The 26925-nt window shown below is 66.5% G+C and carries 27 protein-coding genes; 13 read left to right on the top strand and 14 right to left on the bottom strand.

All coding sequences use genetic code 11. The annotated features are described in order from the left end of the window. Positions 1-46: 46 nt before the first annotated feature. Positions 47-712, top strand: a complete 666-nt coding sequence (locus NWF34_RS15035; protein ID WP_035760553.1) for a hypothetical protein — start codon at positions 47-49, stop codon at positions 710-712. Between the two features lie 255 nt (positions 713-967). Here NWF34_RS15035 and rplI read toward each other — a convergent pair whose 3' ends face one another. The 4 genes from rplI to rpsF form a co-directional block, all read right to left on the bottom strand. After that, positions 968-1423: a 50S ribosomal protein L9 gene (gene rplI / locus NWF34_RS15030; RefSeq protein ID WP_006438608.1), complete on the bottom strand. Its 456-nt coding sequence runs from the start codon at positions 1421-1423 to the stop codon at positions 968-970. Positions 1424-1442: 19 nt separating this feature from the next. Next, complete coding sequence (rpsR, locus tag NWF34_RS15025) at positions 1443-1700, bottom strand: 30S ribosomal protein S18 (protein WP_004020662.1); 258 nt, start codon at positions 1698-1700, stop codon at positions 1443-1445. Positions 1701-1760: 60 nt separating this feature from the next. Continuing rightward, complete coding sequence (locus NWF34_RS15020) at positions 1761-2282, bottom strand: single-stranded DNA-binding protein (RefSeq protein WP_006868586.1); 522 nt, start codon at positions 2280-2282, stop codon at positions 1761-1763. Positions 2283-2398: 116 nt separating this feature from the next. Next, complete coding sequence (rpsF, locus tag NWF34_RS15015) at positions 2399-2680, bottom strand: 30S ribosomal protein S6 (RefSeq protein WP_004020660.1); 282 nt, start codon at positions 2678-2680, stop codon at positions 2399-2401. A 207-nt stretch (positions 2681-2887) separates the two neighbouring features. Between rpsF and NWF34_RS15010 the strand changes: the two genes are divergently transcribed. Both NWF34_RS15010 and NWF34_RS15005 read left to right on the top strand, forming a co-directional pair. Beyond that, positions 2888-4342 carry a hypothetical protein gene (locus NWF34_RS15010; RefSeq protein ID WP_258325396.1) on the top strand — a complete coding sequence of 485 codons (1455 nt, stop codon included), beginning with the start codon at positions 2888-2890 and terminating at the stop codon, positions 4340-4342. A gap of 1 nt (position 4343) precedes the next feature. Continuing rightward, on the top strand, positions 4344-4922 hold the full coding sequence (locus tag NWF34_RS15005; protein WP_258325395.1) for a GNAT family N-acetyltransferase: 579 nt from the start codon (positions 4344-4346) through the stop codon (positions 4920-4922). An 11-nt stretch (positions 4923-4933) separates the two neighbouring features. Here the strand turns inward: NWF34_RS15005 and NWF34_RS15000 are convergent, their stop codons facing one another. The 5 genes from NWF34_RS15000 to NWF34_RS14980 form a co-directional block, all read right to left on the bottom strand. Then, the gene (locus NWF34_RS15000; RefSeq protein WP_258325394.1) at positions 4934-5341 is read right to left on the bottom strand and encodes a hypothetical protein; all 408 of its coding nucleotides are present in this window, start codon (positions 5339-5341) and stop codon (positions 4934-4936) included. 36 nt (positions 5342-5377) lie between these two features. After that, the gene (locus NWF34_RS14995) at positions 5378-6319 is read right to left on the bottom strand and encodes a hypothetical protein (protein WP_159404663.1); all 942 of its coding nucleotides are present in this window, start codon (positions 6317-6319) and stop codon (positions 5378-5380) included. Between the two features lie 72 nt (positions 6320-6391). Next, the gene (locus NWF34_RS14990) at positions 6392-7951 is read right to left on the bottom strand and encodes a glycosyltransferase family 87 protein (RefSeq protein WP_159404662.1); all 1560 of its coding nucleotides are present in this window, start codon (positions 7949-7951) and stop codon (positions 6392-6394) included. Between the two features lie 61 nt (positions 7952-8012). Further along, positions 8013-10355 carry a transglycosylase domain-containing protein gene (locus NWF34_RS14985; RefSeq protein ID WP_024499100.1) on the bottom strand — a complete coding sequence of 781 codons (2343 nt, stop codon included), beginning with the start codon at positions 10353-10355 and terminating at the stop codon, positions 8013-8015. A gap of 127 nt (positions 10356-10482) precedes the next feature. After that, entirely contained in the window at positions 10483-10875 is a 393-nt protein-coding gene (locus tag NWF34_RS14980) for a DUF5318 family protein (RefSeq protein WP_006438600.1), read from the bottom strand. A 219-nt stretch (positions 10876-11094) separates the two neighbouring features. Here NWF34_RS14980 and NWF34_RS14975 point away from each other — a divergent pair, with 219 nt between their 5' ends. The 3 genes from NWF34_RS14975 to NWF34_RS14965 all read left to right on the top strand — a co-directional run bounded on the left by NWF34_RS14975 (position 11095) and on the right by NWF34_RS14965 (position 13592). Further along, positions 11095-11829, top strand: a complete 735-nt coding sequence (locus NWF34_RS14975; protein ID WP_006438599.1) for a PadR family transcriptional regulator — start codon at positions 11095-11097, stop codon at positions 11827-11829. A gap of 57 nt (positions 11830-11886) precedes the next feature. After that, complete coding sequence (locus NWF34_RS14970; protein ID WP_006438598.1) at positions 11887-12978, top strand: inositol-3-phosphate synthase; 1092 nt, start codon at positions 11887-11889, stop codon at positions 12976-12978. A 188-nt stretch (positions 12979-13166) separates the two neighbouring features. Beyond that, positions 13167-13592 carry a hypothetical protein gene (locus NWF34_RS14965; RefSeq protein WP_024499099.1) on the top strand — a complete coding sequence of 142 codons (426 nt, stop codon included), beginning with the start codon at positions 13167-13169 and terminating at the stop codon, positions 13590-13592. A gap of 3 nt (positions 13593-13595) precedes the next feature. On the opposite strand, the gene NWF34_RS14960 is transcribed toward NWF34_RS14965, so the two are convergent. After that, positions 13596-15605, bottom strand: a complete 2010-nt coding sequence (locus tag NWF34_RS14960) for an aconitate hydratase (RefSeq protein WP_258325393.1) — start codon at positions 15603-15605, stop codon at positions 13596-13598. 337 nt (positions 15606-15942) lie between these two features. On the opposite strand from NWF34_RS14960, the gene NWF34_RS14955 reads away from it, so the two are divergent. Together NWF34_RS14955 and NWF34_RS14950 are read left to right on the top strand one after the other, a co-directional pair. After that, a complete protein-coding gene (locus tag NWF34_RS14955) occupies positions 15943-16518 on the top strand; it encodes a TerD family protein (protein ID WP_024499097.1) in 576 nt (191 codons plus the stop codon). A gap of 144 nt (positions 16519-16662) precedes the next feature. Then, a complete protein-coding gene (locus NWF34_RS14950; protein ID WP_258325392.1) occupies positions 16663-17811 on the top strand; it encodes a DUF475 domain-containing protein in 1149 nt (382 codons plus the stop codon). Between the two features lie 260 nt (positions 17812-18071). On the opposite strand, the gene NWF34_RS14945 is transcribed toward NWF34_RS14950, so the two are convergent. From NWF34_RS14945 to NWF34_RS14935, 3 genes are read right to left on the bottom strand one after another with little or no spacing between them, the layout of a single operon-like run. Beyond that, the gene (locus NWF34_RS14945) at positions 18072-18836 is read right to left on the bottom strand and encodes an AIM24 family protein (RefSeq protein ID WP_024499095.1); all 765 of its coding nucleotides are present in this window, start codon (positions 18834-18836) and stop codon (positions 18072-18074) included. Next, the gene (locus tag NWF34_RS14940; RefSeq protein ID WP_159404660.1) at positions 18833-19555 is read right to left on the bottom strand and encodes an AIM24 family protein; all 723 of its coding nucleotides are present in this window, start codon (positions 19553-19555) and stop codon (positions 18833-18835) included. Before NWF34_RS14940 ends, NWF34_RS14945 begins: the two co-directional genes overlap by 4 nt. A 14-nt stretch (positions 19556-19569) precedes the next feature. Continuing rightward, a complete protein-coding gene (locus tag NWF34_RS14935) occupies positions 19570-20190 on the bottom strand; it encodes an AIM24 family protein (protein WP_006438591.1) in 621 nt (206 codons plus the stop codon). A 268-nt stretch (positions 20191-20458) separates the two neighbouring features. Here NWF34_RS14935 and NWF34_RS14930 point away from each other — a divergent pair, with 268 nt between their 5' ends. The 5 genes from NWF34_RS14930 to NWF34_RS14910 are packed head-to-tail and all read left to right on the top strand — an operon-like array spanning position 20459 to position 26115. Continuing rightward, a complete protein-coding gene (locus NWF34_RS14930; protein WP_258325391.1) occupies positions 20459-21571 on the top strand; it encodes a hypothetical protein in 1113 nt (370 codons plus the stop codon). After that, on the top strand, positions 21568-22818 hold the full coding sequence (locus NWF34_RS14925; protein ID WP_159404659.1) for an HpcH/HpaI aldolase/citrate lyase family protein: 1251 nt from the start codon (positions 21568-21570) through the stop codon (positions 22816-22818). The genes NWF34_RS14930 and NWF34_RS14925 overlap by 4 nt, the downstream gene beginning before the upstream one ends. Then, entirely contained in the window at positions 22815-24119 is a 1305-nt protein-coding gene (locus NWF34_RS14920; RefSeq protein ID WP_159404658.1) for a phosphoribosyltransferase family protein, read from the top strand. The genes NWF34_RS14925 and NWF34_RS14920 overlap by 4 nt, the downstream gene beginning before the upstream one ends. Next, positions 24116-25246 (top strand): cysteine protease StiP family protein, encoded by a 1131-nt coding sequence (locus NWF34_RS14915; protein WP_159404657.1) that lies wholly within the window; start codon positions 24116-24118, stop codon positions 25244-25246. The genes NWF34_RS14920 and NWF34_RS14915 overlap by 4 nt, the downstream gene beginning before the upstream one ends. Further along, positions 25243-26115: a hypothetical protein gene (locus NWF34_RS14910; RefSeq protein ID WP_024499089.1), complete on the top strand. Its 873-nt coding sequence runs from the start codon at positions 25243-25245 to the stop codon at positions 26113-26115. Before NWF34_RS14915 ends, NWF34_RS14910 begins: the two co-directional genes overlap by 4 nt. On the opposite strand, the gene NWF34_RS14905 is transcribed toward NWF34_RS14910, so the two are convergent. Beyond that, a complete protein-coding gene (locus tag NWF34_RS14905; protein ID WP_024499088.1) occupies positions 26060-26803 on the bottom strand; it encodes a response regulator in 744 nt (247 codons plus the stop codon). The genes NWF34_RS14910 and NWF34_RS14905 overlap by 56 nt on opposite strands. Positions 26804-26925: the final 122 nt, after the last annotated feature.

Here is a 26925-nt window from a genome sequence, read left to right as displayed (position 1 = left end):
GACTTATCCACAGTTAGTCGGCGAGGACACGAACGCGTGTGATGCAATGTCGATCGTGTCGCCATTGGGGTTGGGAACCGGGATCATCCGTCGAACAGTCGGTGCGCTTGCGGCGCTGACCGTCGCGGCCGGGATCGCGGTGGGAGCACCCGCGGTGAACGCAGCACCGGGTCCCACGATGCCCGTCGAATTCGATCTGTCGCGCTACCAGCCTGTCGACCCGACGACGTTCCGGTCACTCGCCTACGGTGACAACGGCCGATCGTTCTTCACCACGGGCCGCTGGATGTGCCAGATCGGCCAGGCGTACCGCTACGTGGGCTGCCAGGGTCGTCCCGCGACCGCCCCGCCCACCGCGACGGGCGCCGCCATCGCCGGCGACCAACAGGGACCGTGGTGGGTCAACCGGGAACAGACCTATCGGTTCGGATCCACGACCGGTTTCCGGCCGCCGCTCCTCGGGGTCGGCAAGCGCGTCACGATCGCCGGTGTCACCTGCACCGTGCCCCGCCGCGACGTCGTCGCCTGCCGCACCGGCGAGCGGGCGCTGATCTTCACGCCCGCGTGGCACAAGTTCTTCTTCCCGTCCTGGGACACGCTCGGACCGGGCAACAACGCCGTCGCACACAGCGCGAACCCGGCACCGCGATACCTCCCGCCCGGCCTCCAGTACTGGAATCAGCTGCCCGCCAACCCGCCTGCGCCGAAGTAGGGGACCTCGATACGCGGCGTCCTCGCTCCGCTCGGTCGTCGCTACTCGGCCGGCGGTCGGGGGGCCTCCTCGACCCGCTCGCGTCGCTACTCGGCCGGCGGTCGGAGGCGTCTCGCTGCGCTCGGTCGTCGCTACTCGGCCGGCGGTCGGGGGCGTCCTCGCTCCGCTCGGTCGTCGCTACTCGGCCGGCCGGGGCAGACACGACAAGGCCGGGTGGAATCTCTTCCACCCGGCCTTGTGAGTTCGACGCTGCGGTCAGCCGGCGGCGACGACCGCGAGCTGCACGGTCGCCGAGACCTGCGGGTGCAGGGTGACGGTGACCGGGTAGCTACCGGTGGCCTTGATGTGACCCTTGGGCAGCACGACGTTGCGCTTGTCGACAACCGGTCCGCCGGCGGTCTTGATGGCACCGGCGACGTCTGCCGCGGTGACCGAACCGAACAGCTTGCCCGAGTCGTGGGTCTTGACGTCCAGCGAGACCGCCGCGAGGCCCTCGAGGGCCTGCTTCAGCTCGTTGGCGTGCTCGAGACCGCGAACCTCGCGGGCCTCCTGCGCACGGCGGATGCCCTCGACCTGCTTCTCGGCGCCGCGGGTGGCCTTGATGGCCAGGCCGCGGGGCAGCAGGTAGTTGCGGCCGTAGCCGTCCTTGACCACGACGATGTCGCCGGCTTCGCCGAGATTCTCCACGGCGGCGGTGAGGATGAGCTTCATGTCAACTGATCCTTTCCGCTTATCGGCTGGTCGAGGTGAAGGGCAGCAGGGCCACCTCACGCGAGTTCTTGACGGCCACGGCGACGTCGCGCTGGTGCTGCACGCAGTTACCGGTCACGCGACGCGAGCGGATCTTGCCGCGGTCGGACAGGAAACGACGCAGAAGCGCGGTGTCCTTGTAGTCGATGACGGCCTTTTTGTCCTTGCAGAAGCTGCACGCCTTGGTCTTGGTGACCTTCTCGACGCGAGGCTTCCGGCTGGGCTTTGCCTTTGCCATGTGTGTATTGCTCCAGTCATGCAATCCGGGTGGCCGCCGACGGGCGGGACCCGGGAGTTATCAGAATGGTGGTTCGTCGTCCCCGCCACCGAACGATCCGCCGCTGCTGGCAGGCGCGCTGCCCCAGGGATCGTCGGCGACCTGCTGGTTCGATCCGCCGCCGCGGCTACCGCCGCCGCCACCGGATCCGAATCCACCGCCGCCACCGCCACCGCCGCGCGAGGCGCGATTGACCTTGGCGGTGGCGTAACGCAGCGAGGGGCCGATCTCGTCGACCTCGAGTTCCACGACCGTGCGTCGTTCGCCTTCTTTGGTTTCGTAGGACCGCTGCTTGAGCCGTCCCTGCACGATGACCCGGGATCCCTTGGTCAGGCTTTCGGTCACGTTCTCCGCGGCGTCGCGCCAGATGTTGCAGCGGAGGAACAGCGCTTCGCCGTCCTTCCACTCATTGGTCTGACGGTCGAACGTGCGCGGGGTGGAAGCCACCGTGAAGTTGGCAACCGCTGCTCCCGACGGCGTGAACCGCAATTCCGGGTCGGCGGTGAGGTTGCCGATGACGGTGATGACCGTGTCGCCTGCCATGTGTGTTTCCCCTCGGGTCGTTGGTGGGCACTCGCTGATCGACATGCACCGGGAGTTTCTGGGTCAACCCTAGAACCCGGTACCGACGTCTTCAGACGTTCAAGAAACCCTGTGGATTACTTCCGCAGGACCTTGGTGCGCAGAACCGACTCGTTCAGCTTCAGCTGACGGTCGAGCTCGGTAACCGTGGCGGGCTCGGCATTGAGATCGATGACGGCGTAGATGCCTTCATTGTGCTTCAGGATCTCGTAAGCAAGGCGGCGCTTGCCCCAGATGTCGACACCATCCACCGAACCGCCATCCTTGCGGACAACATTGAGGAAAGTATCGAGTGAGGGTGCGACGGTGCGCTCGTCCAGATTCGGATCGAGGATGACCATCAATTCGTAGTGACGCATAAGACCACATCACCTCCTATGGGCTAGGTCGGCCACGGACTGTCCGTGGCAGGAGGGTCGCCTGCGTCGGCAACCGGTCCAAGATACATGACCAGGACGTTCTCCCGGAAATCCGAGGTCACCGGCACCGCCCCGTCGTGGCTCGTCGCTCACGCTCCTCGCACCTCAGGGAGCAAGGGTCGGGCACGACGACCTACTCTGTTGGCCATGTCGGAGCCGCGGACCAGTACGCCTCGACGGATCACGTGGTTGTCCGGACGCGGTGAGACCGCGGTCATCGTGCTGGTGTCGTTGCTGGCGACCGCGGCGACGATGTTCTGGAGCTACCAGGTCAAGGTCCGCTGCGGTGGAGCGCCGTTCGATGCCGACGGACGCAGCGCCAACTGGCCCTCCGGCAATCCGGGCGGCATCATCCCCTGCTACTCGGACCTGATGTACCTGTGGCTCGGCCGGGACATCAACAACCACGTGTTTCCCTACATCCACGGCGGGATCGGTGGCGACGGCACGCTCTTCGGCGGCGTCGTCGAATACCCCGTGCTGTCCGGGCTGATGATGTACGTCGGGGCGATCGGCGCCCACACCGACACAGAGTTCTTCAACCAGACCGCATTGTTGTTGGCCCCCTTCGGTTTTGCGATCACTGTCATGCTGGCGCTGATGGTCCGCTGGTGGGCGCTGCTGTGGGCGGCCACTCCCCCGCTGGTCCTGTACTCCTTCCACAACTGGGAGCTGCCGGTGGTCGCGACCGCCGTCGCCGCGATCGCGGTGATGACGTGGGGTGGCTCGATCGATCGGGGCACCGGCCGACGAAGACTCCCCCTCCGGACCGCGGCCATCGTGGCCTCGGTCCTGCTCGCGATCGGCTTTTGTCTCAAGCTGTATCCCGGGATCTTCGTGCTGCCGCTGGCCGCCTATGTCCTGACCGGCGGTGCCGAGGGACTGCGGCGCGTCGGGCGCCGCGGCCTCGACTGGGTGGGTGCCGCCTGGGTTGCGGGCGCCGCGGTGGTCACCGTGGTCGCCATCCAGTTGCCGTTCATGGTCCTCGGATTCGACGGTTGGAAGGCGGCACTGACGTTCCAGGGGCGTCGGCGTGCCGACGTCGACACCAACTCCATCTGGTACTGGGGTCTGCGCTACCTCACCGGCACGACCGACACCTATCACTCGCTCGTCGGGGTCGCCTCGCCGCTGTTGATCCTTGTCACCTTCGCGGTCGCCATGTACCTCGGGTGGCGGCATTACGGCCGGATCGGCGTGTTTCCCTGGATCGGTGTCAGCGGAGCAATGCTCGCCGGGTTCATGCTGTTCCACAAAGTGCACTCGCCGCAGTACACCCTGTGGATTCTCCCGTTCTTCGTGCTGATGCGAGTGCGGTGGCAGGTCATCGCGGTGTATCTGGTCACCGACATCGCTCTGGACCTGACGATCTTCCGCCTGTTCCCGATCCGCGACGCCGGCGACCCGCTGCCCTGGTGGGTGCTCACCGGTGTCGCCGGCTCGGTCTGGGTTCACGCGTTCCTGCTCGTGTACCTGATCGGCACGCTGGTCCGCACCCCGCTGCGTGAACCACTCGCGTCGATGACGATCCGCGACGACGCGCGCGTCGATCGGCCCGACGAACAGACCGCTCGCCCCGTACCGGCGACGGACCGGGCCTGACATGAGTTCGTGGCTGGGTACCGGACCGCTCGTCGGCGATCGGGTCACGTTGCGGCCGTTGACGATCGACGACGCGCCGACACTCGCTCGGGTGGTCGGCGACCCGGACAGGTTCCGCTGGTCTCCGGGTGTGCCCATCGATCTCGCCTCCGCCCGTCGCTTCATCGAGACCGCCACCGCCGACCCCGACGCACGCGTCGCGTTCGCGGTCGTCGACAACATCGACGGCACCGTCGTCGGATCGACGAGTTTCTACGAGATCGACGAGGCCAACCGCAGCGTCTGTATCGGCTACACCTTCTACGCCGAACGCGTGCAGGGAACGACGGTCAATCCGACCGCGAAGTATCTGCTGCTGCGGCGCGCTTTCGAGGACTGCGGCGCCGTACGGATCACGTGGCACACCCACGAGCACAACACGCAGTCCCGCGCCGCGATCGCGAAACTCGGCGCCCGATTCGAAGGACTGCTTCGCAAACACCGGCGGTTCGGCGACGGATGGCGGACCACCGCGCTCTACTCGATGATCGACGACGAGTGGCCGGACGCGAAAGCCGCACTGCTACAACGGATTAGCTGACACGCCGGGCATCATGGCTCCTTCGAGTGGTCCGGATGACCATGCGTCCGGCGCTCTTCTTTCATCCGCGCCTCGTACAGATGCCGTTCCCCGTCGGTCAACTCGTTGCGCACCCGTTCCGTATGGGCCCGGAACGGGTGCCAGTACGTGTCGTCGAATTCCTCGACGACCTGAAATGTCCAGCGGCCGTTGATGACATTGCGTCCGACCATCTCTGATGCGAGGATTTCCGCAATGTCGGCGTGTCCGTCTTTACGTAGCGCGTCCACGGCCTCCCCGAGCAGAAGATCCGCATGCCCGATGAGCTGGTGGAAGCTGTAGAGGTGACCGCGGGCGCGTTCGACGTACTCGAGCGCCTCACCCACTTTTCCGACCGCCTCGGCGGTCGTATCCGGGACCTGTTCGCCACGCTCAGCCATGTCCCGACAATACCCACGCCGAGGGTGCGTCAACCTTCAAATTCGCCGACCGATGTAGCTGCCGTAGACGCGATCCTCGTCGAATCCGTCGTAGATCTCACTGACCTCACCATTGAGCGCCTGGCTGATCTTGTGACCCAACTGCCTGAATTCAAGTTGCGCCTCAGCGGATCTCGGCGCCAGGGCGGAGAGAGTGCACAACCAGCGGTGGATGATGCGCAGATCGTCGGTGGACAAGGGGCCGCGTACCCAATTCGCCTTTTCCCAGGTCTGGCGTTCCCACGCCTGCCACGGATGGTCCCATCCGCTCGGCGGCGAGATCGCGAAGAGTCCGCGCACGATGACGTCGTTGCGATCGATCCCGGTCTCCGTGCGCCAGCGGTCGACGATCCGGGAATAGGTCAAGTAGTCGGCGGCGGTCCAGACGCCGTCGCGCAGGCCCTTCCAACCGGCACGCCGCAATGATCGGCCGACCTTGGCCTCGAGCACCGGGCTCGGATGTTTCGGATCGCCGGCACCCGCGAAGTACAGGTACCACGTGAACCCGGCCGGGCCGAGCTTCTCGATGGTGTTGCCGCCCTTGTCCGGTCGCAGCATCGCGTACGCCGCGCCGGGGTCGTCGCGACTAGCCAGGGCGGCCTCCTGGAGGAGTCGGCCGAGACGTTTGCGGTCTGCGGCCACGGCGGCGATCCGCTTCTTCCCGTCTGCGTTCTGACGGCCCAGGCAGAATGCGACGACGTTCCACAACAGCGCGATTGCATCTTCCGCGGACTCGCCGGCGACGGCGCCGAGGGCGAACAGGTCTCCTCTACTGATCTTGCTGCCGTGCAGCGTGTTCGGCATGTCGAACTCGGCGAGATGGTCGATCCACCACTGCTGGTCGACCAGGACGGAATCGGTCAGGAGTTCGGTCGCGCGATCGCCGTCGGCGAGCCAGTCGATGAGGTCGTCGGGAACAGCGAGTTGTGAGGGATTCATGCTGGATTGGACGCGCCGACGCGGAGTTCGGTTCCCTCCTTCCGATACGCCAGCTCGGCCGGCGCGGTCAGCTCACGTACTCCCGGCCGAAACGGGCTCGGCCACTTCGACTTCGGCGCGCCGCCGCACGAGCCGCGACGGGAGGCGTAACCGGATGCGGTCCGGTGCGCCGTCGAGCACACCACCGGCCGGATCGTCGTACCAGCGACCGTCGTTCCCGCGCCGGACGAGGTCCTCCTGCGGATGCCAGATCTGCCAGATCACGACCGCACACAGCACGATGACCATCACTCCCCGGAGCACCACCGCGGCCGTGAACCACTGGTCGGGCAGCCAACGGCGTTCCGCATCCAGGAAGAGGCTCATCCGCGGAATCCAGATCAGCGCGTCGATCGTCATCCACGTCAGCAGCAGCCTGGTGTGTGGGATCGCGAGCACTGCCAGCGGCACCAGCCACAGCGAGTACTGCGGGCTCCACACCTTGTTGACGAGCAGGAAGCCGGCGACCGCGAGGAACGCCAGCTGCGCGACACGGGGTCGGAACGGCGCACTCAGGCCGATGAGGGCGACAGCCACCATGACGAGGACCGTCAGCCCGACCGACAGCGCGTTCAGATGGTCGATGTTCCATGTGAAACCAAGCGTGTCGGCGAGGATGCGGTAGATGGTGTCGGCGTCGGCGGACCGGTCTGCGTTGAACCGGAAGAACTCCCACCACCCGGTCGGATACGGGATCAGGATCGGGAGGTTGACCAGCAGCCACGCGGCGAGGGCTGCGGCGGCCGCGGCCCCGAACTCGCGGACTCGGCCGGTCCGCAGACACAGCGCTCCCAGTACCACCAGCAACAACGCCGGATAGAGTTTCGCCGCGGCGCCGACGCCGATCGCCACGCCCGCAATCCACGGCCGGTCCCGCGACCACGCGAGCAGCGCGACCGCGACGGCCGCGGTCGCGATGGTGTCGAAGTTGGTGAAGGCATGGACGAACACCAGCGGCGACAGCGCCGCCAGCCACACCGTCCACATCCGGGTCCGCGCAGTGAGAGCCGTCGCCCAGATGGTGACCAGCCAGAACAGTGCCAGGCCCAACGCGACGATGGTGAAGAACAGCACCACGTCGAGCGCGCCGGGGACACCCCAGTTCTCCTCGGCCCACACCCAGCCGCGCGTCAACTGCGCGGCACCGTACATGAACATCCCGGTGAGCACGGGATACTCCATGTACCGCTTGATGGTCTGGCCCTGGGAGTCCTCCTGGAACCAGAAGTCGCGGTACGGCAGCGCCCCGATGTTGAGTCGTTCCGCGCCGTACAGGCTGATGACGTCGCTGTAGCAGAGGTTGGTGAACTGTCGCTGGTCGTCCCAGTCGAGTCGCATCTCGGCGCCGGGGCGTCCGGACGAACCGCCGTCGGCCGGGGCCTGTTGCAGGCAGCCCGCCTTGCCGAACCAGCCGATGGCCAATCCGCACAGCGCGAGCGCGAACAGCACGCGTAGCGGGGTCAGGTGGCGGCTTCGGCCGATGACGGCATGCGCGCCCGCCGGTCCGCCGATGAGTGAACTCGCTTCGCGGACCGAGTTGTCGGTGCGCGTCGGGAGGACGCGTTCGGTGTCGACGCGACCGTCTCGCGCCATCGGCGCAGGGCTGTCCCAGGCAGGGTCGGCTACATCGTCGGAGTCAGCCGATACGTCCTGGTCAGCCGACCGGCGGTTCAGGGACTCCTCCGCCGTCCGCACCGCCGGGCACGTTGCCTCCGCCGTCCGGCGTGTTCCCGCCACCGGAGTCCCCACCGCCGGGCGAGTTGCCGCCACCGGAGTCGCCCCCGCCTCGGGGAGCGCCCGGGAGTGGGATGGTGACGCCGGGTGCGAGTGTCAGGTTGCCGTCGCCGCCCTGGTCGGGGATGTCGAAGGTCGGAAGGGATGGTCCCCGCGAGCGTGTGGACGGAGCGTAGGTGGTCGCCGGGGCCTCGTAGGGGATGCCGGCCACGCCGCCGATCGCCTCGGGCTCGGGGAACTCCTTGATCTCCTTGCCCTCGAGCGCGGCGTTCATCGCCGCCTTCCAGATCTGCGCGGGCAGACCACTGCCGTAGATCGACGCGCCGCTGTAGTTGGTCAGCGCCGTACCGTCGTTCGTACCGACCCAGACCGCGGTGGACAGCTGCGGGGTGTACCCGACCATCCACGCATCCTTGTTCTTTCCGGTGTCGCCGAGCTGCACCGTGCCGGTCTTGGCGGCCGACGGACGCGAGCCGAGCGACGAGTCGTAGAGCGAGTTGCCGTTGGAGTATGCCGCGATCGGCTCCAGCGCCGCGGTCACGTTGTCGGCGACTTTGGCGGGGAACACCCGCTTGCCCTCGGACTTGCGTTCGAAGAGCACCTGTCCCTCGGAGTCGACGACCTTCTGCACGAAGTACGGCTCGTGGTAGACACCGGACGCCGCGAGGGTGGCATATGCCGAGGCCATGTCGATGACGCGGGACTGGTACTGACCCAGGACGACGCCGCCCTCCGGGGAGCCGTTCGCCTCCTGGAGGGTCTTGTCGATGTTGCCGAAGGATTCGGCCACGCCGGCTCGATGCGCTGCGTCGGCGACGTCCTCGGCGCCTCGCTTGAGGTCCATCATGAGTCGGTAGTAGACGGTGTTCAGCGACATCTTCATCGCTGTTGCGAGGTTGCACGAGCCGCAGCTCTGACCCTCGGAGTTCTCGACCGTGAGTCCACCGCTGGCCTCGAAGGGTGCGGAGCTGTAGACCTTCGACAGCGGGATGTCCTGTTCGAGCGCCGCGACGAGCGCGAACACCTTGAACGACGATCCGGTCTGCAGGCCCGCCTGTGCGAGGTCCCACCCGCCGGCGTTGTCACCGCCGTAGTAACCGCGGACGGCGCCGGTCTGCGGGTCGATGGACACCGCCGATGCCAGGAGGTCGTCGGGTTCGCCGTTGAGCTGGCCGTCCGGGCATTTGTAGATCTTGTTCTTGCGGCAGGCCGCCTGGACGACGCCGTTCTGCACCTGTGGATCGATGGTGGTGCTGATCTTGAGACCACCGGTCTGCAGCTGCTTCTCGGTGATGCCGACGCTGTTGAGTTCTTCCAGCACCCGACGTTTGATCAGGCCATTGGGGCCCGGTGTCTCGTCGGTACCGCTGACCCGCGGCTTGATGGTCTTCGGGAAGACCGCGTTGTCGGCCTGCTGCTTGGTGATGGCGCCGGTGGCGACCATGCCGCTCAGCACGTAGCGCCAGCGGGCCTCGGTCGCCTCCCGGTTGTTCTCCGGGTCGTAGTACGACGGCGCGCGAATGACCCCGGCCAGCAGTGCCGCTTCCTCGAAGGTCAACGGGTTCTTCGCGGCCCGCGCCTTGTCGGTGATCGACTTGTTGAAGTACTTCTGGGTGGCGACGGCGACGCCGTAGGCGCCTCGGCCGAAGTAAATGGTGTTGAGGTAGGCCTCGAGGATCTTCTCCTTGGACCAGCCGTGCCGTTCGTTCATCTTCGCGGCGATCGCGAGTTCCTTGAACTTGCGGTCGAAGCTGCGTTCGTCACCGACGATCGCATTCTTGACGTACTGCTGGGTGATCGTCGATCCACCGCCGGCGGACTGGTTGCCGGTGATCTGACCGATCATCGCGCGGGACAGGCCGCGCGGCGAGAAGCCGTTGTTGGTCCAGAACTCGCGGTCCTCGGCGGCGACGATCGCCTGGATCATCGTGTCGGGGATCTCGTCGAGCGGCACCACCGTGCGGTTGCCGTCGGGCTGGGTGATGTCGGCGAGGGTGCGGCCGGAGGTGTCGACGATGGTCGCCTTCTGACTGACCTCTGGTTCCGGGATCTCCGCGGTGAAGTAGGTGAAGGCGAACGCGAAGATCAGCACCAGCACGATGGCCGGGACGACGGCGCCCACTGCGCCGAGCGCCCACGCGAACCGCTTGTGCCGTTCCTCCGCTGCCTGCCTGCTGTTTCGCCGGTTGCCACTGCCACCGTTGCGACCGGGACGGGTTCCGGTACCGCGCGGTGTGGGCGAAGAACCGTACGCCTCGCTCATCGTCCACCTTTCCTACCGGGCGTGCGGCGCGTCACACACCGCTGACCTCGGTCACTTTCTCGAGCCTCGTGCCACTCCACTTTGACAGCACGTGCGGGGCCTCGGCAAAAAACCGCAGGCCAGCGCGCTACTTGGCCACGCGTCGGGTGCGACGCGTGGTCCGCGGGGGCAGCCCGGCAACGTAGGACTGCACCAAATGGTTCCAGCTACACGTCCGGCACACCTCGACGACATGCACCGAGAACTCCTCGTCGGTGGTCGCCAGCCGGGCGATCTCCTCAGTGCTCCGCGCTGAGCCACTCACTTGGCCAAGGCGTTCGCCGAACACCCAGGAAACCAGCGTGACCTGCTCTTTTCGGCAGATCGGGCACATCGTGTCACTGGGCCGACCGTGGAACTTCGCCGCGCGCAGAAGATATGGACTCGCATCGCACACATCGGCCACGGCGGTCCGGCCCGCGTGGACCGAGGACAGCCGAGCGCGCCGCTGCAGGGCGTAGTCGACGATCTGGCGTTGCACGGTTCCAAGCGTACGTGGTCACACCTCCACCGTCGGCGCGACGGGTCCGGCCGCCGACGGGGCGGGTTCGGTCGCCAACCCACGACACGCGGGGTAGCTTCCTCGATCGACCTCATCGTGGACACAGTTATATCGGTGCGATACATTGACAAACACATCGGAGCGAGGTGTTGCGCTGTCAGCACGCTCCGACACATCGAGGAAGGAGGGGGTGACGAAGTGCTCGAATTGGCGATTCTCGGCTTGCTCCTCGAATCCCCCATGCACGGCTACGAGCTGCGCAAGCGGCTGACCGGGCTTCTCGGCGCCTTCCGTGCTTTCTCCTACGGTTCGCTGTATCCGACCCTGCGCCGGATGCAGGCCGACGGATTCATCGACGAAGCCGACGCGCCCATGGGTGTGAAGGTTCGTCGTGGTCGTCGGGTGTACCAACTCACCGATGCAGGTCGTGCTCGGTTCGCCGAGCTCGTGGCCGACACCGGTCCGCAGAACTACACCGACGACGGTTTCGGTGTTCATCTGGCGTTCTTCAGCCGGACTCCCGCGGTGGCGCGCATGCGCATCCTCGAGGGACGTCGCCGGCAGGTCGAGGAACGCCGAGAAGGGTTGCGGGAGATCGTCGGACGGTCCAACCGGGCGGTCGATCGCTACACCCGTCAGCTGCATCAGCTCAGCCTCGAGTCCAGTGAACGGGAGGTCCGCTGGCTCAACGAGCTGATCGCCGCCGAGAGCTCCCAGCAGCAAGACGGGACTCCCAGTCCGTTCGACCCACCAAATCCGTTCGACACCGACGCATTCGATCCCGACGACGCCGTTCGGGACACCGCCGGAACCGAACAGTCACCTGTCGATCCGGGGCCGGGCAACCGGGACCGGGACGAACCGATGGCGAATATCGAAGAACCGGACTCGACGCCGAGCCGGGACGAACAGCTCGGGCACCCGAGCAAGTGAAAACACCGGTGGCGCAGCGAACGTCTGCGACGCCGCAACAAGAAGGAGAGCCCGACCATGGGTGAGCCCAATAAGGTGCGCGTTGCCATTGTGGGCGTAGGAAACTGCGCTTCATCCTTGGTGCAAGGCGTGCAGTACTACAAGGACGCCGACGAGAACGCCAGCGTGCCGGGTCTGATGCATGTGAAGTTCGGCCCGTACCACGTCCGCGACGTCGAGTTCGTCGCCGCGTTCGACGTGGACGCCAAGAAGGTCGGCTTCGACCTGTCCGACGCGATCTTCGCGAGCGAGAACAACACCATCAAGATCGCCGACGTGCCGCCGACCGGTGTCACCGTTCAGCGTGGCCACACCCTCGACGGCCTCGGCAAGTACTATCTCGAGACCATCACCGAGGCAGACGGTTCGGGTGTCGACATCGTCCAGGCCCTCAAGGACGCCGAGGTCGACGTCCTCGTCAGCTACCTGCCGGTCGGCTCGGAGCAGGCCGACAAGTTCTACGCACAGTGCTGCATCGACGCCAATGTGGCGTTCGTCAACGCACTCCCGGTCTTCATCGCCTCGGACCCCGAGTGGGCCAAGAAGTTCACCGACGCCGGTGTCCCGATCGTCGGCGACGACATCAAGAGCCAGGTCGGCGCCACCATCACCCACCGCGTGATGGCGAAGCTGTTCGAGGATCGCGGCGTCACCCTCGACCGCACCTACCAGCTGAACGTCGGCGGCAACATGGACTTCAAGAACATGCTCGAGCGTGAGCGTCTGGAGTCCAAGAAGGTCTCGAAGACCCAGGCCGTGACCTCCAACCTGACCGGCTCGCTCGCCGGCAAGGTCGAGGACAAGAACGTCCACATCGGCCCGTCGGACCACGTCGCATGGCTCGACGACCGCAAGTGGGCCTACGTCCGCCTCGAAGGCCGCGCCTTCGGTGACGTGCCGCTGAACCTCGAGTACAAGCTCGAGGTCTGGGACTCCCCCAACTCGGCCGGCATCATCATCGACGCCGTGCGCGCCGCCAAGATCGCCAAGGACCGTGGCATCGGCGGACCGATCCTCCCGGCCTCGGCCTACCTGATGAAGTCCCCGCCGAAGCAGCTCGCCGACGACGTCGCGCGTGCGCAGCTCGAGGCGTTCATCGTCGAGGCCTGATCCTCGCCGTAACGACTGTCGACGTCCCCGTTCGGGATTCGTGAGGCACACCCTCACGGTTCCGGCGGGGACGTCGTCGTTTTCGGCGACACGGGTTCGGTGAATCCACGCGTGGTCACTCGCGCTGTGGTCGACAATGATTCCTCATACCGCCGACTGCCGCGGCAGGTCACGAGGAGGAGACCACGATGGGTTCGAGAATCATCCGGGTGTGTGTGACCGCGGCGATCGCGGCCACGTTGGGACTGTTCGGTGTCGCGGGCACCGGGACTGCGGTTGCCGCACCGTCTCCCACCCCGGCCGTGACCGTCGTCGGTGGCTGTGACGGCGCGAAACTTGTTCAGCCACGGACACTCTCGTCGATCTTCTGCGCCGACGTGGGGGTCATCGTCTCGGACATCACCTGGCTCGCGTGGACCGATGGCTTCGCCGCCGGCTTCGGGACCGAGAACCGCAAGCTGTGCAAGCCGGACTGTGCGTCCGGGAGCATCGCGAAGTATCCGGTCGGCATCTGGCTGTTCGCGCCGAAGAATGGCGCGTTCACTCAGGTCTCGCTGTACTCGTCGATCGCGGGCCCGCCGGAGACCTACCAGTTGACCGGGCACGTGCGCTGACGCTCAGCTGATCTCGCCGCTGTCCTGCAAGACGGTCTCCTCGGCCCGATGTTCGTCCGGGTGTTCCTCGGCGGCGAGGCGTGGGATGAGACCGCCGGCGAGGACGTCGGACACCTGACGCTTCGAGAGCCGGTGCCGGACTTCGAATTCGCGGTCCTGGGTCACGTTGCGAACGGTGAGGACGTCCCCGTCACCCAGGGCATCCCGCAGCTTCTCCAGCCGCAGGGTATCGCCCTGCTCGACGGCGTCGTAGTCGGCGGGGTCGACGAATTCCACTGCCAGCACACCGAAGTTCGCGAGGTTCTGCCAGTGGATGCGCGCGAACGACTTGGCGATCACCACCCGCAGGCCGAGATGGCGCGGCGCGATGGCCGCATGTTCGCGTGACGAGCCCTGTCCATAGTTGTCACCGCCGATGATGATGTGGCCGGTGTCCGCGGAACGTGCACGTTCCGTGTAACTGTCGTCGATCCGCGTGAAGCAGAACTCGGCGAGCTTCGGGATGTTCGACCGGTAGGGCAGAGCTCGTGCGCCGGCGGGCGAGATGTCATCGGTGGAGATGTTGTCGCCGACCTTCAGCAACACCGGGGCCTCGACGACATCCGGCAGCGGATCCAGGTCCGGCAGGTCGGAGATGTTGGGGCCCTTCACCGGCTGGATCTCCGCTGCTTCGTCCGGCGGCAGCGGCGGCACGAGCATCGCGGTGTTGACCGAATGTTCGCGGGGAAGGTCGAGCTCGGGGTACGCGACCTCGTTGTCAGCCGCCCAGTCGCGGGGGTCGGTGATCACACCGGTGAGTGCCGAGGCCGCTGCGGTCTCCGGCGAGCACAGCCACACCTTGTCGTCCTTGGTCCCCGACCGTCCGGGGAAGTTGCGCGGCATCGTTCGGAGTGAGTTCTGCCCGGTCGCGGGTGCCTGTCCCATGCCGATGCACCCCATACATCCGGCCTGGTGGATGCGGGCGCCACCGATGACGAGGCTGGTCATGGCGCCCATCTTGGTGAGGTCGGTGAGGATCTCTCGCGAGGTCGGGTTGATGTCGAAGCTGACGCCGGCCGACGTCTGCCTCCCCTCCACCATCGCTGCGGCGATCGCGAAGTCGCGGAGGCCGGGGTTGGCGCTCGACCCGATCACCACCTGCGAGATCTCCTCCCCGGCGACCTCGCTGACAGGCACGACGTCCCCGGGAGAGGAGGGTTTTGCGATCAGCGGGACGATCTCGGTGAGATCGATGGTCTCCTCGGCGTCGTAGGTCGCGCCGTCGTCGGCGACGAGCTCGATCCAGTCGTCTTCGCGGCCCTCGGCACGGAGGAACTCGCGCACCGCGTCGTCGCTGGGGAACACCGTCGTCGTCGCACCCAGTTCCGCGCCCATGTTCGCGATCACGTGGCGGTCCATCGCCGTCAGACTCGCGAGGCCGGGGCCGTGGTACTCGATGATCCTGTTCACCGCGCCCTTGACGTCGTGGCGCCGGAGCATCTCGAGGATCACGTCCTTGGCCGAACACCACGGTGGCAGCTCACCTTCCAGCCGGACACCCCAGATCTCCGGCATCCGGATGTTCAACGGGCGACCTGTGATGGCCAGCGCCACCTCGAGCCCGCCGACGCCGATCGCGAGCATGCCGAGCGATCCCGCCGCCGGTGTGTGCGAGTCGGACCCGACCATCGTCTTCCCGGGAATGCCGAACCGCTGCATGTGGGTGGGATGGGAGACCCCGTTGCCGGGCTTCGAGAACCACAATCCGAACCGTTCACACGCCGTACGCAGATATTCGTGGTCCTCGGCGTTCTTCTCGTCGGTCTGCAGGAGATTGTGGTCGACGTACTGAACGCTCACCTCGGTGCGGGCACGGTCGAGACCCAGCGACTCCAGTTCCTGCATCACCAGCGTCCCGGTCGCGTCCTGGGTGAGGGTCTGGTCGATGTGGATCGCGATCTCTTCGCCCGGGGTCATGTCCCCGGCCTCCAGATGGGATCCGATGAGCTTCCGGGCAACGTTCTGGGCGGGCATCGCACACTCCTGATCGACTCACGCCCGAGCCACATCGGCTCGGGACTGAACCGCGCCAGAACCTGTCCGCCGAGGTCGACACCGCGACACGCCTGGCGCTCACGCTCGGACTGGTCTCCATGGTCGCAGTGATGGACCCCACACACCAGGGGCACTACCCGCTCAGCCCAACGTGTCGAGACGGGTGGGGTCGCGAACCAGGAATCCGCAGGTCATCCAACCAACTCAGTGACCGACCCCCACCCTTCACATAGAGTGTTGTCGGTTGCTCCGAGAGTCTGAACCCCGGACGAATCGGACATCACCAGACCACGTACCAACAGAAAGGCACAATCTCATGGGCGTGAGCCTGAGCAAGGGTGGAAATGTCTCGCTGACCAAGGAGGCCCCGGGACTGACCGCAGTGTCCGTCGGCCTCGGCTGGGACATCCGCACCACCACCGGCACCGACTTCGACCTGGACGCCAGCGCCATCGCGCTCGGCGCGAACAAGAAGGTGCTGTCCGATCAGCACTTCATCTTCTTCAACAACCTGCGTTCGCCCGACGGCTCGATCGAGCACACCGGTGACAACCTGACCGGCGAGGGCGAAGGCGACGACGAGGTCATCAAGGTCGACCTCGCCGGTGTTCCGCCGGAGGTCGACTCCATCGTCTTCCCGGTCTCGATCTACGACGCCGACGCACGTTCGCAGTCGTTCGGACAGGTCCGCAACGCGTTCATCCGCGTCGTCAACCAGGCCGGTGGCACCGAGATCGCACGTTACGACCTCAGCGAGGACGCCTCCACCGAGACCGCGATGGTCTTCGGTGAGCTGTACCGCAACGGCGCGGAGTGGAAGTTCCGCGCGGTCGGTCAGGGCTACGCGTCGGGGCTCGCGGGCATCGCTCGCGACTTCGGCGTGAACGTCTGACCCCGGTTTTCGCCGGCTGTTCCCGCAGCGGATTCCCGTGGATGCCGCACCTCTCCTAGAGTGGGTGCGGCATCCTCGTGTCTCCACCCTCCGACGTCGCCGTCGGCAGCGGTCCCTTGAACACCTCAGAAAGGCCACCAACCAGTGGTAGTAAGAATTTTCGGCCTGTCGGTGGTCGTGACGATCGTGTCACTGATCATCGCCTTCCTCTACGGCGGCGTCGAAGCGCTGATCCTGACGGCCATCCTGGGCGTCTTCGAGATCTCGCTCTCTTTCGACAACGCAGTCATCAACGCCACGATCCTCCGCCGGATGAGCGAGTTCTGGCAGAAGATCTTCCTCACCGTCGGCATCCTGATCGCCGTCTTCGGTATGCGCCTGGTGTTCCCGCTGGTCATCGTGTGGCTCGCATCGGGTCTGAACCCGGTCGAAGCGCTCGACCTCGCACTCAACCCGCCACCGAACGACGCGGCATACTTCGCCAACGGTGACCCGAGCTACGAGACGATCATCACCGACGCCCACCCGCAGATCGCGGCGTTCGGCGGCATGTTCCTGCTGATGCTGTTCCTGGGCTTCGTCTTCGAGCAGAAGGAACTCACCTGGCTGACGTGGATCGAACGGCCGCTCGAGAAGATCGGCAAGCTGGAGATGCTCGAGGTCGTCATCGCGATCACTCTCCTCGTGCTCACCGCCACGTACATCGCCCCGGCAGACGAACGATCGACGGTGATGATCGCCGGCGCACTCGGCATGATCACCTACATCCTGGTCAACGGTCTCGGCGAGTACTTCAACGTCGAGGTCGAGGAAGAAGAGGAAGAGCACGACAAGGCAGCCGGATCGGAGTCGACCGCCGAGAAGTCCAATGGCCGATCGGGTCCCAGCGACCTGGCCAAGGCGACCGGCAAGGCCGGCTTCTTCCTGTTCCTCTACCTCGAGGTGCTCGACGCGTCGTTCTCCTTCGACGGCGTCATCGGCGCGTTCGCCATCACCGCCGACCCGATCATCATCGCCCTGGGCCTCGGCCTCATCGGCGCGATGTTCGTCCGTTCGCTCACCGTGTACCTGGTCCGCAAGGGCACGCTCTCCGAGTACGTCTACCTCGAGCACGGCGCGCACTGGGCCATCGGCGCACTGGCGTTCATCCTGCTGTACTCGATCGGCACCCACGTGCCGGAGATCATCACCGGCCTGATCGGTGTCGCGCTGATCATCGCAGCGCTGGTCTCCAGCATCATTCGCCGAAATCGCCTCGCGGCGAGAGGCGAGCAGGAAAAGGTCGAGGTGTAGCCCTTCGAGGCTCGTCGCTTCGCTCCTCGCACCTCAGGGAGCAGAGACGAGCCGCCCGCTCCTCGCACCTCAGGGAGCAGCGACGAGCCGCCCGCTCCTCGCACCTCAGGGAGCAGAGACGAGCCGCCCGCTCTCGCACCTCAGGGAGCAGCGACGCGCCGCCCGCTCCTCGCACCTCAGGGACCAGAGGCAGGCACCGCACAAACAACTGCGCCGCAGATCCATTCGGATCTGCGGCGCAGTTGTCGTATCCGTCTGTCTCAGCCCTGATGCTGCGTGAGCTGCTGACTGATCTGCTGGTTGATCTGCTGCAGGCCCGGCACCGAGAGGCCGGGAAGCTGGCCCTGGATGGTGCGCAGGACCGACGAATCGTCGCGCACCTTCTCGCTGGACTGCACCAGAACCGTTCCGGCACCGGTGAAGTCGAACTGCCGCTCTTCGCCGGAGTTGATGCCGAACCGCTGTCCGGCGGCCGCGATGAAGCTGTTGACCCACGCCTGGTCGTAGTGGTGGCTCGGTGACGGGCAATCCGACCATCCGACAAGCGCTTCCGGGTCGACGCGCACCGGCGGTTCCACGAACATCACCGGCCCGTTCGACGATGCGAGGAACTTACCGGTGCCGATCAGGGTGAGGAAGCCGGGCACGATCGACTGGTTCAGTGACAGATTCGGCTGGAAGGCCAGCAGATTCGAGGCACGGATCGTGAGATTGCCGTCTTCGAGGTCGTAGGCGTTGATGTCGTACCCGCGGTCGCCGATGATCAGCTTGCCCTGGCCTTCGGCCACCACATAGTCACCGAGGTAGAGCGGCGCCGAGAACTGTTGCGCCACCATCTGCAGCAGCTGGCCCTGCAGGCCCTGCTGGAGGGAGGTGAACTGCATCTGACCGTAGTAGGCGATCATCGCGCCCTTGGACATGAACCAGGGCTGGTTCAGGTCGATGCAGAACGAATAGTTGTTGTCCGGAACGTTGTCGTCCGATGGCAGGTTCATCGGACTCCACACGGTGTTGAGTTGGCTCACAGCTTCTCCTCCGATGCCTGCACGTAGACGATGCCCTGTCCGGAACACTCCAATTGCATTGCCTCGCCACCGGTACGGCCGACGTTGCGCCAGCTGACGGTCGAGCGGAGGTTGGTGTTGACCTGTCCCGTGGAGCCGACGAAGGCCTGCGGGTCGACGGTCACCGGCGGCTTGTTCGGCGTCACCTCGAGTTCGAAGACCCCGCCGTGGCCGAGGATCACCGCGGACCCCGGGCCGGAGAGCTGCGTCGTGAACATGCCCTGACCGGTGACGGCGCCGGCCGCCGCGGATCGCAGGGCACCGAAGAGGCCACCACCTCCTCCCCCGCCTCCGCCACTCCCGCCCTGGGAGGCCACCGAGACCACCGACGCCTGCAGGTTCGCGCCGTAGGCGAGCAGTCGGGAGGCCTCGATGCGGATGGTTCCGCCGACCGCGCCCAGATCGACGACGTGCACCTCGATGCCGAGGAATCCGTAGTGCACCTCGCCCTGCCCCTGCGCGATCATCGTCGACTCGTGCTCGCCGGCGAGCATGCGGCCGGCCATGCCGCCCATCGCACCCAATCCCGGCATGCCGCCGCCCATTCCGGCGCCCGCGATCTGATGCGGCTGGAAGAAGACGTTGCCCTTGTAGAAGATCATCGCGCCCTTGCGGGCGACGACGGGCCCGCTTCGACCGATGTCGACGGAGACGATCTTGCTGTTGACCTTGGTGAACATTCGCTACCCCACCCTCACCGCTCGGCCGGCTGGATCGATACGACGCCGCTGCCGTCCCACCGTAGGGAGAAGGCTTCGCCGCCGCCCTGCCCCATGACGGAGCGCCACGAGACGTCGGTGACGAACGACTGGTTCAATTGCCCACGCGCACAGACGAATGCATCCGGATCGACGACCAGCGGATACTGCGGCGACACCTCCAGATGGATCAGCGGACCACCATTGGACAGCAGAGCTATCTGGCCGTACCCACTGACTGTCGTCGTGAACAGTCCCTGGCCCGACGAGGCGCCGCGCACACCTGCGAACGCCACGTTGGTCTGCAGGTTCCCGTTCAGCACCATGAGCTGCTGGGACTCGACCTGCAGTGTCTCGTTGTTGAGTTCGATGATCGTCGTCTCGGCCGCGTTGTGGGCGAAGTAGACGATGCCGTTTCCCGAGGCCTCCATGAGGGACAGGGCTTCACCGGTAGCCCGCTGTTTGAGGCCGGCCAGGACGCCGTCGCCACCACCGAAGCCGGCCGATTTGAACGCGACCTGGCCCTCATAAGCCACCATCGATCCGCTGATCGCGCGGACCGCGGTGTTGTTCAGCCTGGCCTCGACCACGCGTTTGGAGCGTTGTACCAACTGCATTCGACGTGCCTCTCTCGAGCCGCCGGGAGGTCGCCGCTCGACCGCCCTCGTGTGTTCCCCGACGCCATCTCCGCTTCCCGGCACCGGCCCGCGATCGACATCCGGCGCCGCGAGGCGGCCGATTCGACTCCGTCGCGGGTCGGTCGCTCCGGCCACATACCGAGTTGAAAATAGCCGATAGCATCGTGTGGTGCCCGGAAACTTCGTACGTCGTTGGTTCGGCAACGATTCACGCACGAATTCCGCGTCACCTGCATCATCGGAACAAATGACAGCGGCCTTCCTCGAGTCCGAAACCGTCCTCGCCGAGATCGATCCGGTCGTCGGTGTGGTGGCCGCCACCGACCCGCGTTCACAGCTGCGCGGCGAATGGTCTGCGCTCCGCGAACGGCACGCTCAGGTGACCGCCGACTACCTCCGGTTGGTCTCCCCGCCCGCGGGCACACGCGTGGCCCGCCAGGACCTTGAGCGGACCACCGAGGCGCTTCGCACGGTCACGGCGACGATGCGCGGCTTCGCGGAGGCGAACTCAGGTGCACTGCAGCGAGCCCGGGCCACCATGCAGGCAGCAGAAGCCCAGGACCATGGGGCACGCGTCGCCTCGCACCGGGCGATGACGGCTCTCGAGAACGCCGGTCCCGCGGTCGGCCGGCTGCAGTCGGTCACCAAGGCCACCGACGAACTCGACCGTGCCTTGAGAGTTTTCGAGCAGGCTTCGGGCCTGCGTGAACGCCAGTCAGCCGCTGCGACGATCATCACATCGGCACAGCGGCTGGAGAACCTTCTCCGCGAGGCGCCCGCGTTCGCCGACCGCGCGCGCCAGGTCATCCGATCGGTGGAAACCCGTCGCAGCGCCATCGCCACCCGCAGAGCGCAGGTTCCCGACACCCTGTCTGCCTTGCGCCGCGAATTCAGCGCGGACTGTTCGACCGACCTGCAGCGCACCGAGGTCGTCGTCGACGAGCGTCTGGCCCATGCGGATACGGCGATCTCGGCGGCGCGCACGATGCTGGCCGACGCGCCCGACCAGGCAATCGATCAGGCCGATGCCGCCCGAGACGACCTGTCCGTCGCCGAGGCCGCCGTGGACGCCGTCCTGGATCGGCTGCGTCTGCTGCGCGAAGTGCGTGCCGATCCGCAGGGAGCCGAGCGGCGCGTCCGATTCCGACTCCGCGACGCTCAGCTCTTCGCGGTGAATCACTCTCTGGTTGACGAATGGGGCTCGGTACTCGATGCTCAGGCCGACCGGATCGAGCGTGCGAGGGGGGAGCTCGATCGCGTCCACCCTGACTATTGGGGATATCTGACCCAGTTGCGGGCTGTGGACGACCGGATCAGCGAGATAGTTTCCCGGATGAGAGGACAGGTGGCCGCGCGATGACCACCACGGCACGCCACGACGACACCGGGCTCGAGCCCGGAACGATCCGGCACTTCGATCATCTGGGCTTCGCGCTGCGCGAACAGCTCTTCTTCCGGCAACCGGAGCCGATCGATGACACCTGGCCCGCACAGCGACTGGCGATCGCTCTCGGCGCCACGCTCTACGTGCCCGCCACCCGCCCGGATCTCGCCGACGTGATCCGCAAGCGGCGGGCGGAGGGCGTGATCTCGATGGTCATCGACCTCGAGGACGCGATCGCCGACCACGAAGAAGACGACGCCATCGAGCACACGGTCGCCGCTCTCCGCGACATCGCCGAAAAGCCCGGCGATCCGATGCTCCTGTTCGTCCGTCCGCGGTCGGCCGACCGCATCCCGCGGATCGCTGCCGCGCTCGACACTCCGTCGGCCCCGAACACTCCTCCGGCGCTGACCGGCTTCGTGATCCCGAAGTTCAACTCGGCCAACGCCGATGAGGCGCTGGGTGAGGTTGCCCGGGCGAGCGAACTCCTGGGCCGGCACCTGTGGGTGATGCCTGTCCTCGAGTCCGCGGCGGTCGTGCACCGCGAGACGCGCGACGACGAGTTGACCGCCCTGACCGCCAACCTGAGCGAACACCGCGCCAACGTGCTCGCCGTCCGCATCGGTGCCACCGACATCTGCGGCTATTTCGGCATCCGGCGCGACCGTGACCTCACGATCTACGACGTCCGGGTCGCCGCCGACGTGATCGCCGGCATCGTCAACCACCTCGGCCGCAGCGACGAATCCGGTTTCATCGTGACCGGACCGGTGTGGGAGTACTTCGCCGACCACGAACGCATGTTCCAGCCGACGTTGCGCCACACACCTTTTCGCGAGAGTGACGCGGTGTACTTCCGGCAACAACTGGTCAGTCGGGACATGGACGGACTGCTGCGCGAGATCACGCTCGACCGCGCCAACGGGCTCCACGGCAAGACGGTGATCCATCCCGCCCACGTCGCCGCCGTGCACGCCCTGTCCGCGGTGACCCACGAGGAGTACCACGACGCCCTCGACATCCTCGCCGGTGATACCGGCGGTGTGCGGGCGTCCTCCTATCGGAACAAGATGAACGAACTGAAGCCCCACCGGAATTGGGCTCTGCGCGTGATCGACCGGGCGGCCGCGTTCGGCGTGACCCGTCAGGGTGTGAGCTTCGTCGATCTACTCACCGCGCTCGCCGACCCGGGACCGGCCGGCCGACGAACGGCGACGCAGTGAGCAGCCACCGGATCGACCGTGAACCCGATTGGGTCACCACCCGTTTCGGCGTCCAGGTGGCGGCCGACGGCACCGGGTGTGCGGGACACGAACTGCGCGACCTGGTCGTCCTCGGTCTGCGCCACAACCGCAGGCGCGCACATCTGCTGGTCTCGACCGTGCTCGGCAAGCACATCCCCACACCCCCCAGTGTCGTGCGCGGCGCGGCCGACGCCCTCGGTGCGGCGATCACCGGCCAGATCGGCGCCGATGCCGCACGGGATTCCGTGGTCTTCGGCTTCGCCGAGACCGCCACGGGACTGGGACACTGTGTCGCCCAGCGGATCTCCGCCTCTCGCTACCTACATTCGACGCGCCGGCATCTTGCCGGTGTGGTCGTGTCGGGGACCTTCGAGGAAGGGCATTCGCACGCCACCACCCACCTGCTGCAGCCGAGCGATCCGGCATTTCTCGACGCTGCGACGCCCGAGGAGACACTCATCCTCGTCGACGACGAGATCTCCACCGGCACCACGGCCCTGGGCGCGATCGAGACGATCGTCGCAACCCGTCCACGCACGCGGTTCGTCGTGGCCTCGCTCGTGGACATGCGCACACCCGATCAGCGCGCCGAATGCGCCAAGGCCGCTGCAGATCTCGGTGTGGAGGTCTCCTACGTCGCCCTGGCGCACGGCTCGGTCACGTTACCGCCCACGCTGCTCGACGACGTGTGGGAGCTGACGTCGGACGATCTGAATCCCGTGGCACCGGAACGCGCCGACGCCGCCACGCTCACGCTCGAATGGCCGGCGGGAACACCGGACGGTGGCCGTCACGGTTTCGAGCGATCGGATTCGGACCCGTTCCATCAGGCGACCGAGGCGGCCGCGGAGAGGATCGCACACCACCTCGACCCACAACGGCCCGTCGTCGTGATCGGTCATGAGGAGCTGATGTACGCACCGCTGTGCATCGCCGAGTGCCTCGAGCTGCGCGGCTTCGTGACCGGCTATCAGACCACCACGCGGTCGCCCGCACAGGTCCATGACGTGTCCGGTTACCCGCTGCGTCGCGGATTCCGTTTCGTCGCACCAGAATCCGATCCGGACACGCCGCGCTACGTCTACAACGTCTCGTCGAACGCATTTGCCGATCCCCAGGTCGTGGTCGTGGTCGACACCCCGGCCGACACTCCCGAGCTCCGCGCCCCGGGTGGCCTGCTCGACGTCCTCACCGCCGCCGGCCATCCGGTGACGCTGGCGGTGCTCCCGGCGACCGGGCAGGCACAGCTCGGGGCATCCCGGGAGGAGGCGCGCCGATGACCGAACCTGTGACGTCGACTCCCCCCTTGCGCGGTCCGCACTTCGGTTCCTACGCGCCGGACGAGGTGACGTGGTTGCTCAAGGATCTCTCCGATGTCGCGCTCGAAGGTGACCTGCACGAGCGGGAGCGTCGTATCCAGTCGGGTAAGGCGCATTACGCCGAGTCCCTGCCGATCGAGTACCAGCCCGGTCGCGAGTACCAGGATCTCTTCCGGTCGACCTTGCGGTCATCGGCGCAACGACTCGCCGAAGCTGTCGGTGTGGTTGCCGAACTGATTCTCGCCGAACGCCATTCGTCTCCGACGCTGGTGTCGCTCGCGCGCGCCGGCACGCCCGTCGGCATCCTGATCCGCCGATGGATGCAGACGGTCCACGGGATCGAGCCGCAGCACTACACCATCTCGATCGTGCGCGACCGCGGGATCGACACGGTCGCACTGGATCACATCGCGCGGCGCCACCCCGCCGAGTCGGTCGTCTTCGTCGACGGGTGGACCGGGAAGGGCGCGATCCAGCGCGAACTCACCGCGGCCCTGTCCGAATACGCGCAGCTTCCCGGCCGTCCGCACCTGCACGACGAGCTGGCCGTGCTCGCCGACCCCGGCTCCTGCACCACGCTGTACGGCACCCGGGATGATTTCCTCATCGCCTCGGCATGTCTGAATTCGACCGTGTCGGGTCTCGTGTCGCGCACGGTCCTCAACGCCGACCACATCGGTCCGGGAGAGTTCCACGGCGCCAAGTTCTACCGGAATCTGGCGGAGTTCGACGTCTCCGGCGAACTGCTCGACGCGGTGAGCGCCGAGTTCCCCGCTGTCACCGAACGGGTCGGCGCCACCCTGGCCGCCATGACACCGCAGGAGCGGACACCGACGTGGTCGGGCTGGCGCTCCGTCGAACGGATCCAGCTCGACTACGGACTGTCGTCGATCAACCTGGTCAAGCCCGGCGTCGGTGAGACGACACGCGTGCTGCTGCGGCGGGTGCCGTGGCGCGTCCTGGTCCGCGACGACGACCTGCCCGAACACCGCCACATCCGGCTACTGGCCGCCGAACGCGGAGTGCCGGTGGAGGTCTCATCCGATCTCGCCTACTCGTGTGTCGGGCTGATCAAGGAGGACGCGTGAACGTGCTGGTCGCCACCGACCTCGACCGGACGATGATCTATTCGCAGGCCGCCATGGGCGAGGCACAGTTCGCCACCGTCGACGCCGTCTGCGTCGAGATCTACCGCGACGCCCCCCTGTCGTACATGACGACCACCGCCGTCGAACTTCTCGCGCGCCTCGCCGCCGAGGTACCGGTGATCCCGACCACGACTCGGACGCCGGCCCAGTACGAGCGAATCGCACTGCCCGGCAATCCGTTCCGATACGCCGTGGCGAGCAATGGTGGGCGCATCCTGGTCGACGGAGCCGACGACCCGGACTGGCGCCGTGCGGTCGAACGTGCGGTGTCCGAATCCGGCGCGGGGCTCGACGAGGTGCTCACCGAACTCCGCAGCCGCATCGACGAGTCCTGGGTGCGGTCGCTGCGGATCGCCGACGACCTGTTCTGCTACCTCGTCGTCGACCCGGCGGGCCAGCCAGATGAGTTCTTGCCGGCCTGGCAGGACTGGTGCGCGGCGCGCGGGTGGACCGCCTCGCAGCAGGGCCGCAAGATCTACGCGACTCCCGGGTCGGTCACCAAGTCCGCGGCGATCGCCGAAGTCCGTCGCCGGCTCGTCGACGACGGGACGATCACGACCGACGCCGAGCTGTGCGCCGCCGGCGACGGATGGCTGGACACCGATCTCCTGTCGGCCGCCGACCACGCGATCCGACCCCGCCACGGCGAACTCGAGTTGCTCGGCTGGTCGGCACCGGGGCTCACCGTCACCACGGGGACGGGAGCCCTCGCCGGCGTCGAGATCCTCGAATGGTTCCTCGACCGGTGTTCGGTCAGGACGGCATCGGACCCAGGACGTCCGAATGCCCGTGCCGTCGGCACCAGCTGATCAGATATCGCGCATGAAGGCCGCACCAGCGGTACACCGCGGCTTGCGTCAGGGGAGACGATACCGGCTGCTCACCCCGCTCCTCGATGATCGGGCCGAGGTAGTGGCTCGTCACCTTGTTCGCGGTGTTGGGTGAGACCTTGGCCGCGCGTGCCAGGCTCGCGCCATCGGACGCGTTACCCGAGGCGATCGCGCCTGCCAGCCGGCCCGCGGTGTGACCGCGCTGCCCGGCGAACAACTCATACAGCGGGGTTCGACGCGGAGGTCCCGGCTGCTCGGCCACTCCCTGACCCACCGCGACCGCGCGCACAGCGCTCATCAGCGTCGCGAAACCCTCGGACTTCTCGATGACAGCGGCAACCTCGTTCCGCAACCGGGCCTCGTCGACGTGGTCGTCTTCGAGTCCGTGCCCATGGGTCGCGAGGATGACCGGTGCCTGCCGCGCGTGTTTGTCCAGGGCATCGATGGCGTCGAGACCGTCGAAACGCCATTCCAGATCCGGACGGTTCCAGATGAGATCGGCGACCACGACGTCGAAGCGGACATGGCCGGCAACAGAGCGGGTGAACTCGTCCTCGGTGGTGGCCACGGTGACGACAGCCTGCTCGAGGAAACTCTGCAGAGGCCCGGCCACCACGTGACCGAGCGGTGACGCGACCAGCACACGCAAACGGTTCGGCACGTGCATAATTTTGCCCGATACCTGTGACGCATGCGCGATCACGCATTAATTGGACTCATTCGAGCGCATTATGGCCCGAATCGTTGTCAATCAGGCCACCCAGGCAGTGACTTACCGGTGCAAGTTCG

It is taken from the genome of Gordonia sp. GONU, from assembly GCF_024733855.1.
GTDB classification, from domain to species: Bacteria; Actinomycetota; Actinomycetes; order Mycobacteriales; family Mycobacteriaceae; genus Gordonia; species Gordonia amicalis.
This window is presented reverse-complemented; position numbering and strand designations above follow the sequence as displayed.

Bases quoted from the DNA above. Each gene is read 5' to 3' on its own strand.
- NWF34_RS15010 (WP_258325396.1), top strand. From the start codon at position 2,888: ATGTCGGAGCCGCGGACCAGTACGCCTCGACGGATCACGTGGTTGTCC.
- rplI (WP_006438608.1), bottom strand. From the start codon at position 1,423: ATGAAGCTCATCCTCACCGCCGCCGTGGAGAATCTCGGCGAAGCCGGC.
- rpsR (WP_004020662.1), bottom strand. From the start codon at position 1,700: ATGGCAAAGGCAAAGCCCAGCCGGAAGCCTCGCGTCGAGAAGGTCACC.
- rpsF (WP_004020660.1), bottom strand. From the start codon at position 2,680: ATGCGTCACTACGAATTGATGGTCATCCTCGATCCGAATCTGGACGAG.
- NWF34_RS14965 (WP_024499099.1), top strand. From the start codon at position 13,167: ATGGGTTCGAGAATCATCCGGGTGTGTGTGACCGCGGCGATCGCGGCC.
- NWF34_RS14925 (WP_159404659.1), top strand. From the start codon at position 21,568: ATGACCACCACGGCACGCCACGACGACACCGGGCTCGAGCCCGGAACG.
- NWF34_RS14935 (WP_006438591.1), bottom strand. From the start codon at position 20,190: ATGCAGTTGGTACAACGCTCCAAACGCGTGGTCGAGGCCAGGCTGAAC.
- NWF34_RS15000 (WP_258325394.1), bottom strand. From the start codon at position 5,341: ATGGCTGAGCGTGGCGAACAGGTCCCGGATACGACCGCCGAGGCGGTC.
- NWF34_RS14940 (WP_159404660.1), bottom strand. From the start codon at position 19,555: ATGTTCACCAAGGTCAACAGCAAGATCGTCTCCGTCGACATCGGTCGA.
- NWF34_RS14905 (WP_024499088.1), bottom strand. From the start codon at position 26,803: ATGCACGTGCCGAACCGTTTGCGTGTGCTGGTCGCGTCACCGCTCGGT.
- NWF34_RS15020 (WP_006868586.1), bottom strand. From the start codon at position 2,282: ATGGCAGGCGACACGGTCATCACCGTCATCGGCAACCTCACCGCCGAC.
- NWF34_RS15035 (WP_035760553.1), top strand. From the start codon at position 47: ATGTCGATCGTGTCGCCATTGGGGTTGGGAACCGGGATCATCCGTCGA.
- NWF34_RS14915 (WP_159404657.1), top strand. From the start codon at position 24,116: ATGACCGAACCTGTGACGTCGACTCCCCCCTTGCGCGGTCCGCACTTC.
- NWF34_RS14930 (WP_258325391.1), top strand. From the start codon at position 20,459: ATGACAGCGGCCTTCCTCGAGTCCGAAACCGTCCTCGCCGAGATCGAT.
- NWF34_RS14955 (WP_024499097.1), top strand. From the start codon at position 15,943: ATGGGCGTGAGCCTGAGCAAGGGTGGAAATGTCTCGCTGACCAAGGAG.
- NWF34_RS14995 (WP_159404663.1), bottom strand. From the start codon at position 6,319: ATGAATCCCTCACAACTCGCTGTTCCCGACGACCTCATCGACTGGCTC.
- NWF34_RS14990 (WP_159404662.1), bottom strand. From the start codon at position 7,951: ATGGCGCGAGACGGTCGCGTCGACACCGAACGCGTCCTCCCGACGCGC.
- NWF34_RS15005 (WP_258325395.1), top strand. From the start codon at position 4,344: ATGAGTTCGTGGCTGGGTACCGGACCGCTCGTCGGCGATCGGGTCACG.
- NWF34_RS14970 (WP_006438598.1), top strand. From the start codon at position 11,887: ATGGGTGAGCCCAATAAGGTGCGCGTTGCCATTGTGGGCGTAGGAAAC.
- NWF34_RS14960 (WP_258325393.1), bottom strand. From the start codon at position 15,605: ATGCCCGCCCAGAACGTTGCCCGGAAGCTCATCGGATCCCATCTGGAG.
- NWF34_RS14985 (WP_024499100.1), bottom strand. From the start codon at position 10,355: ATGAGCGAGGCGTACGGTTCTTCGCCCACACCGCGCGGTACCGGAACC.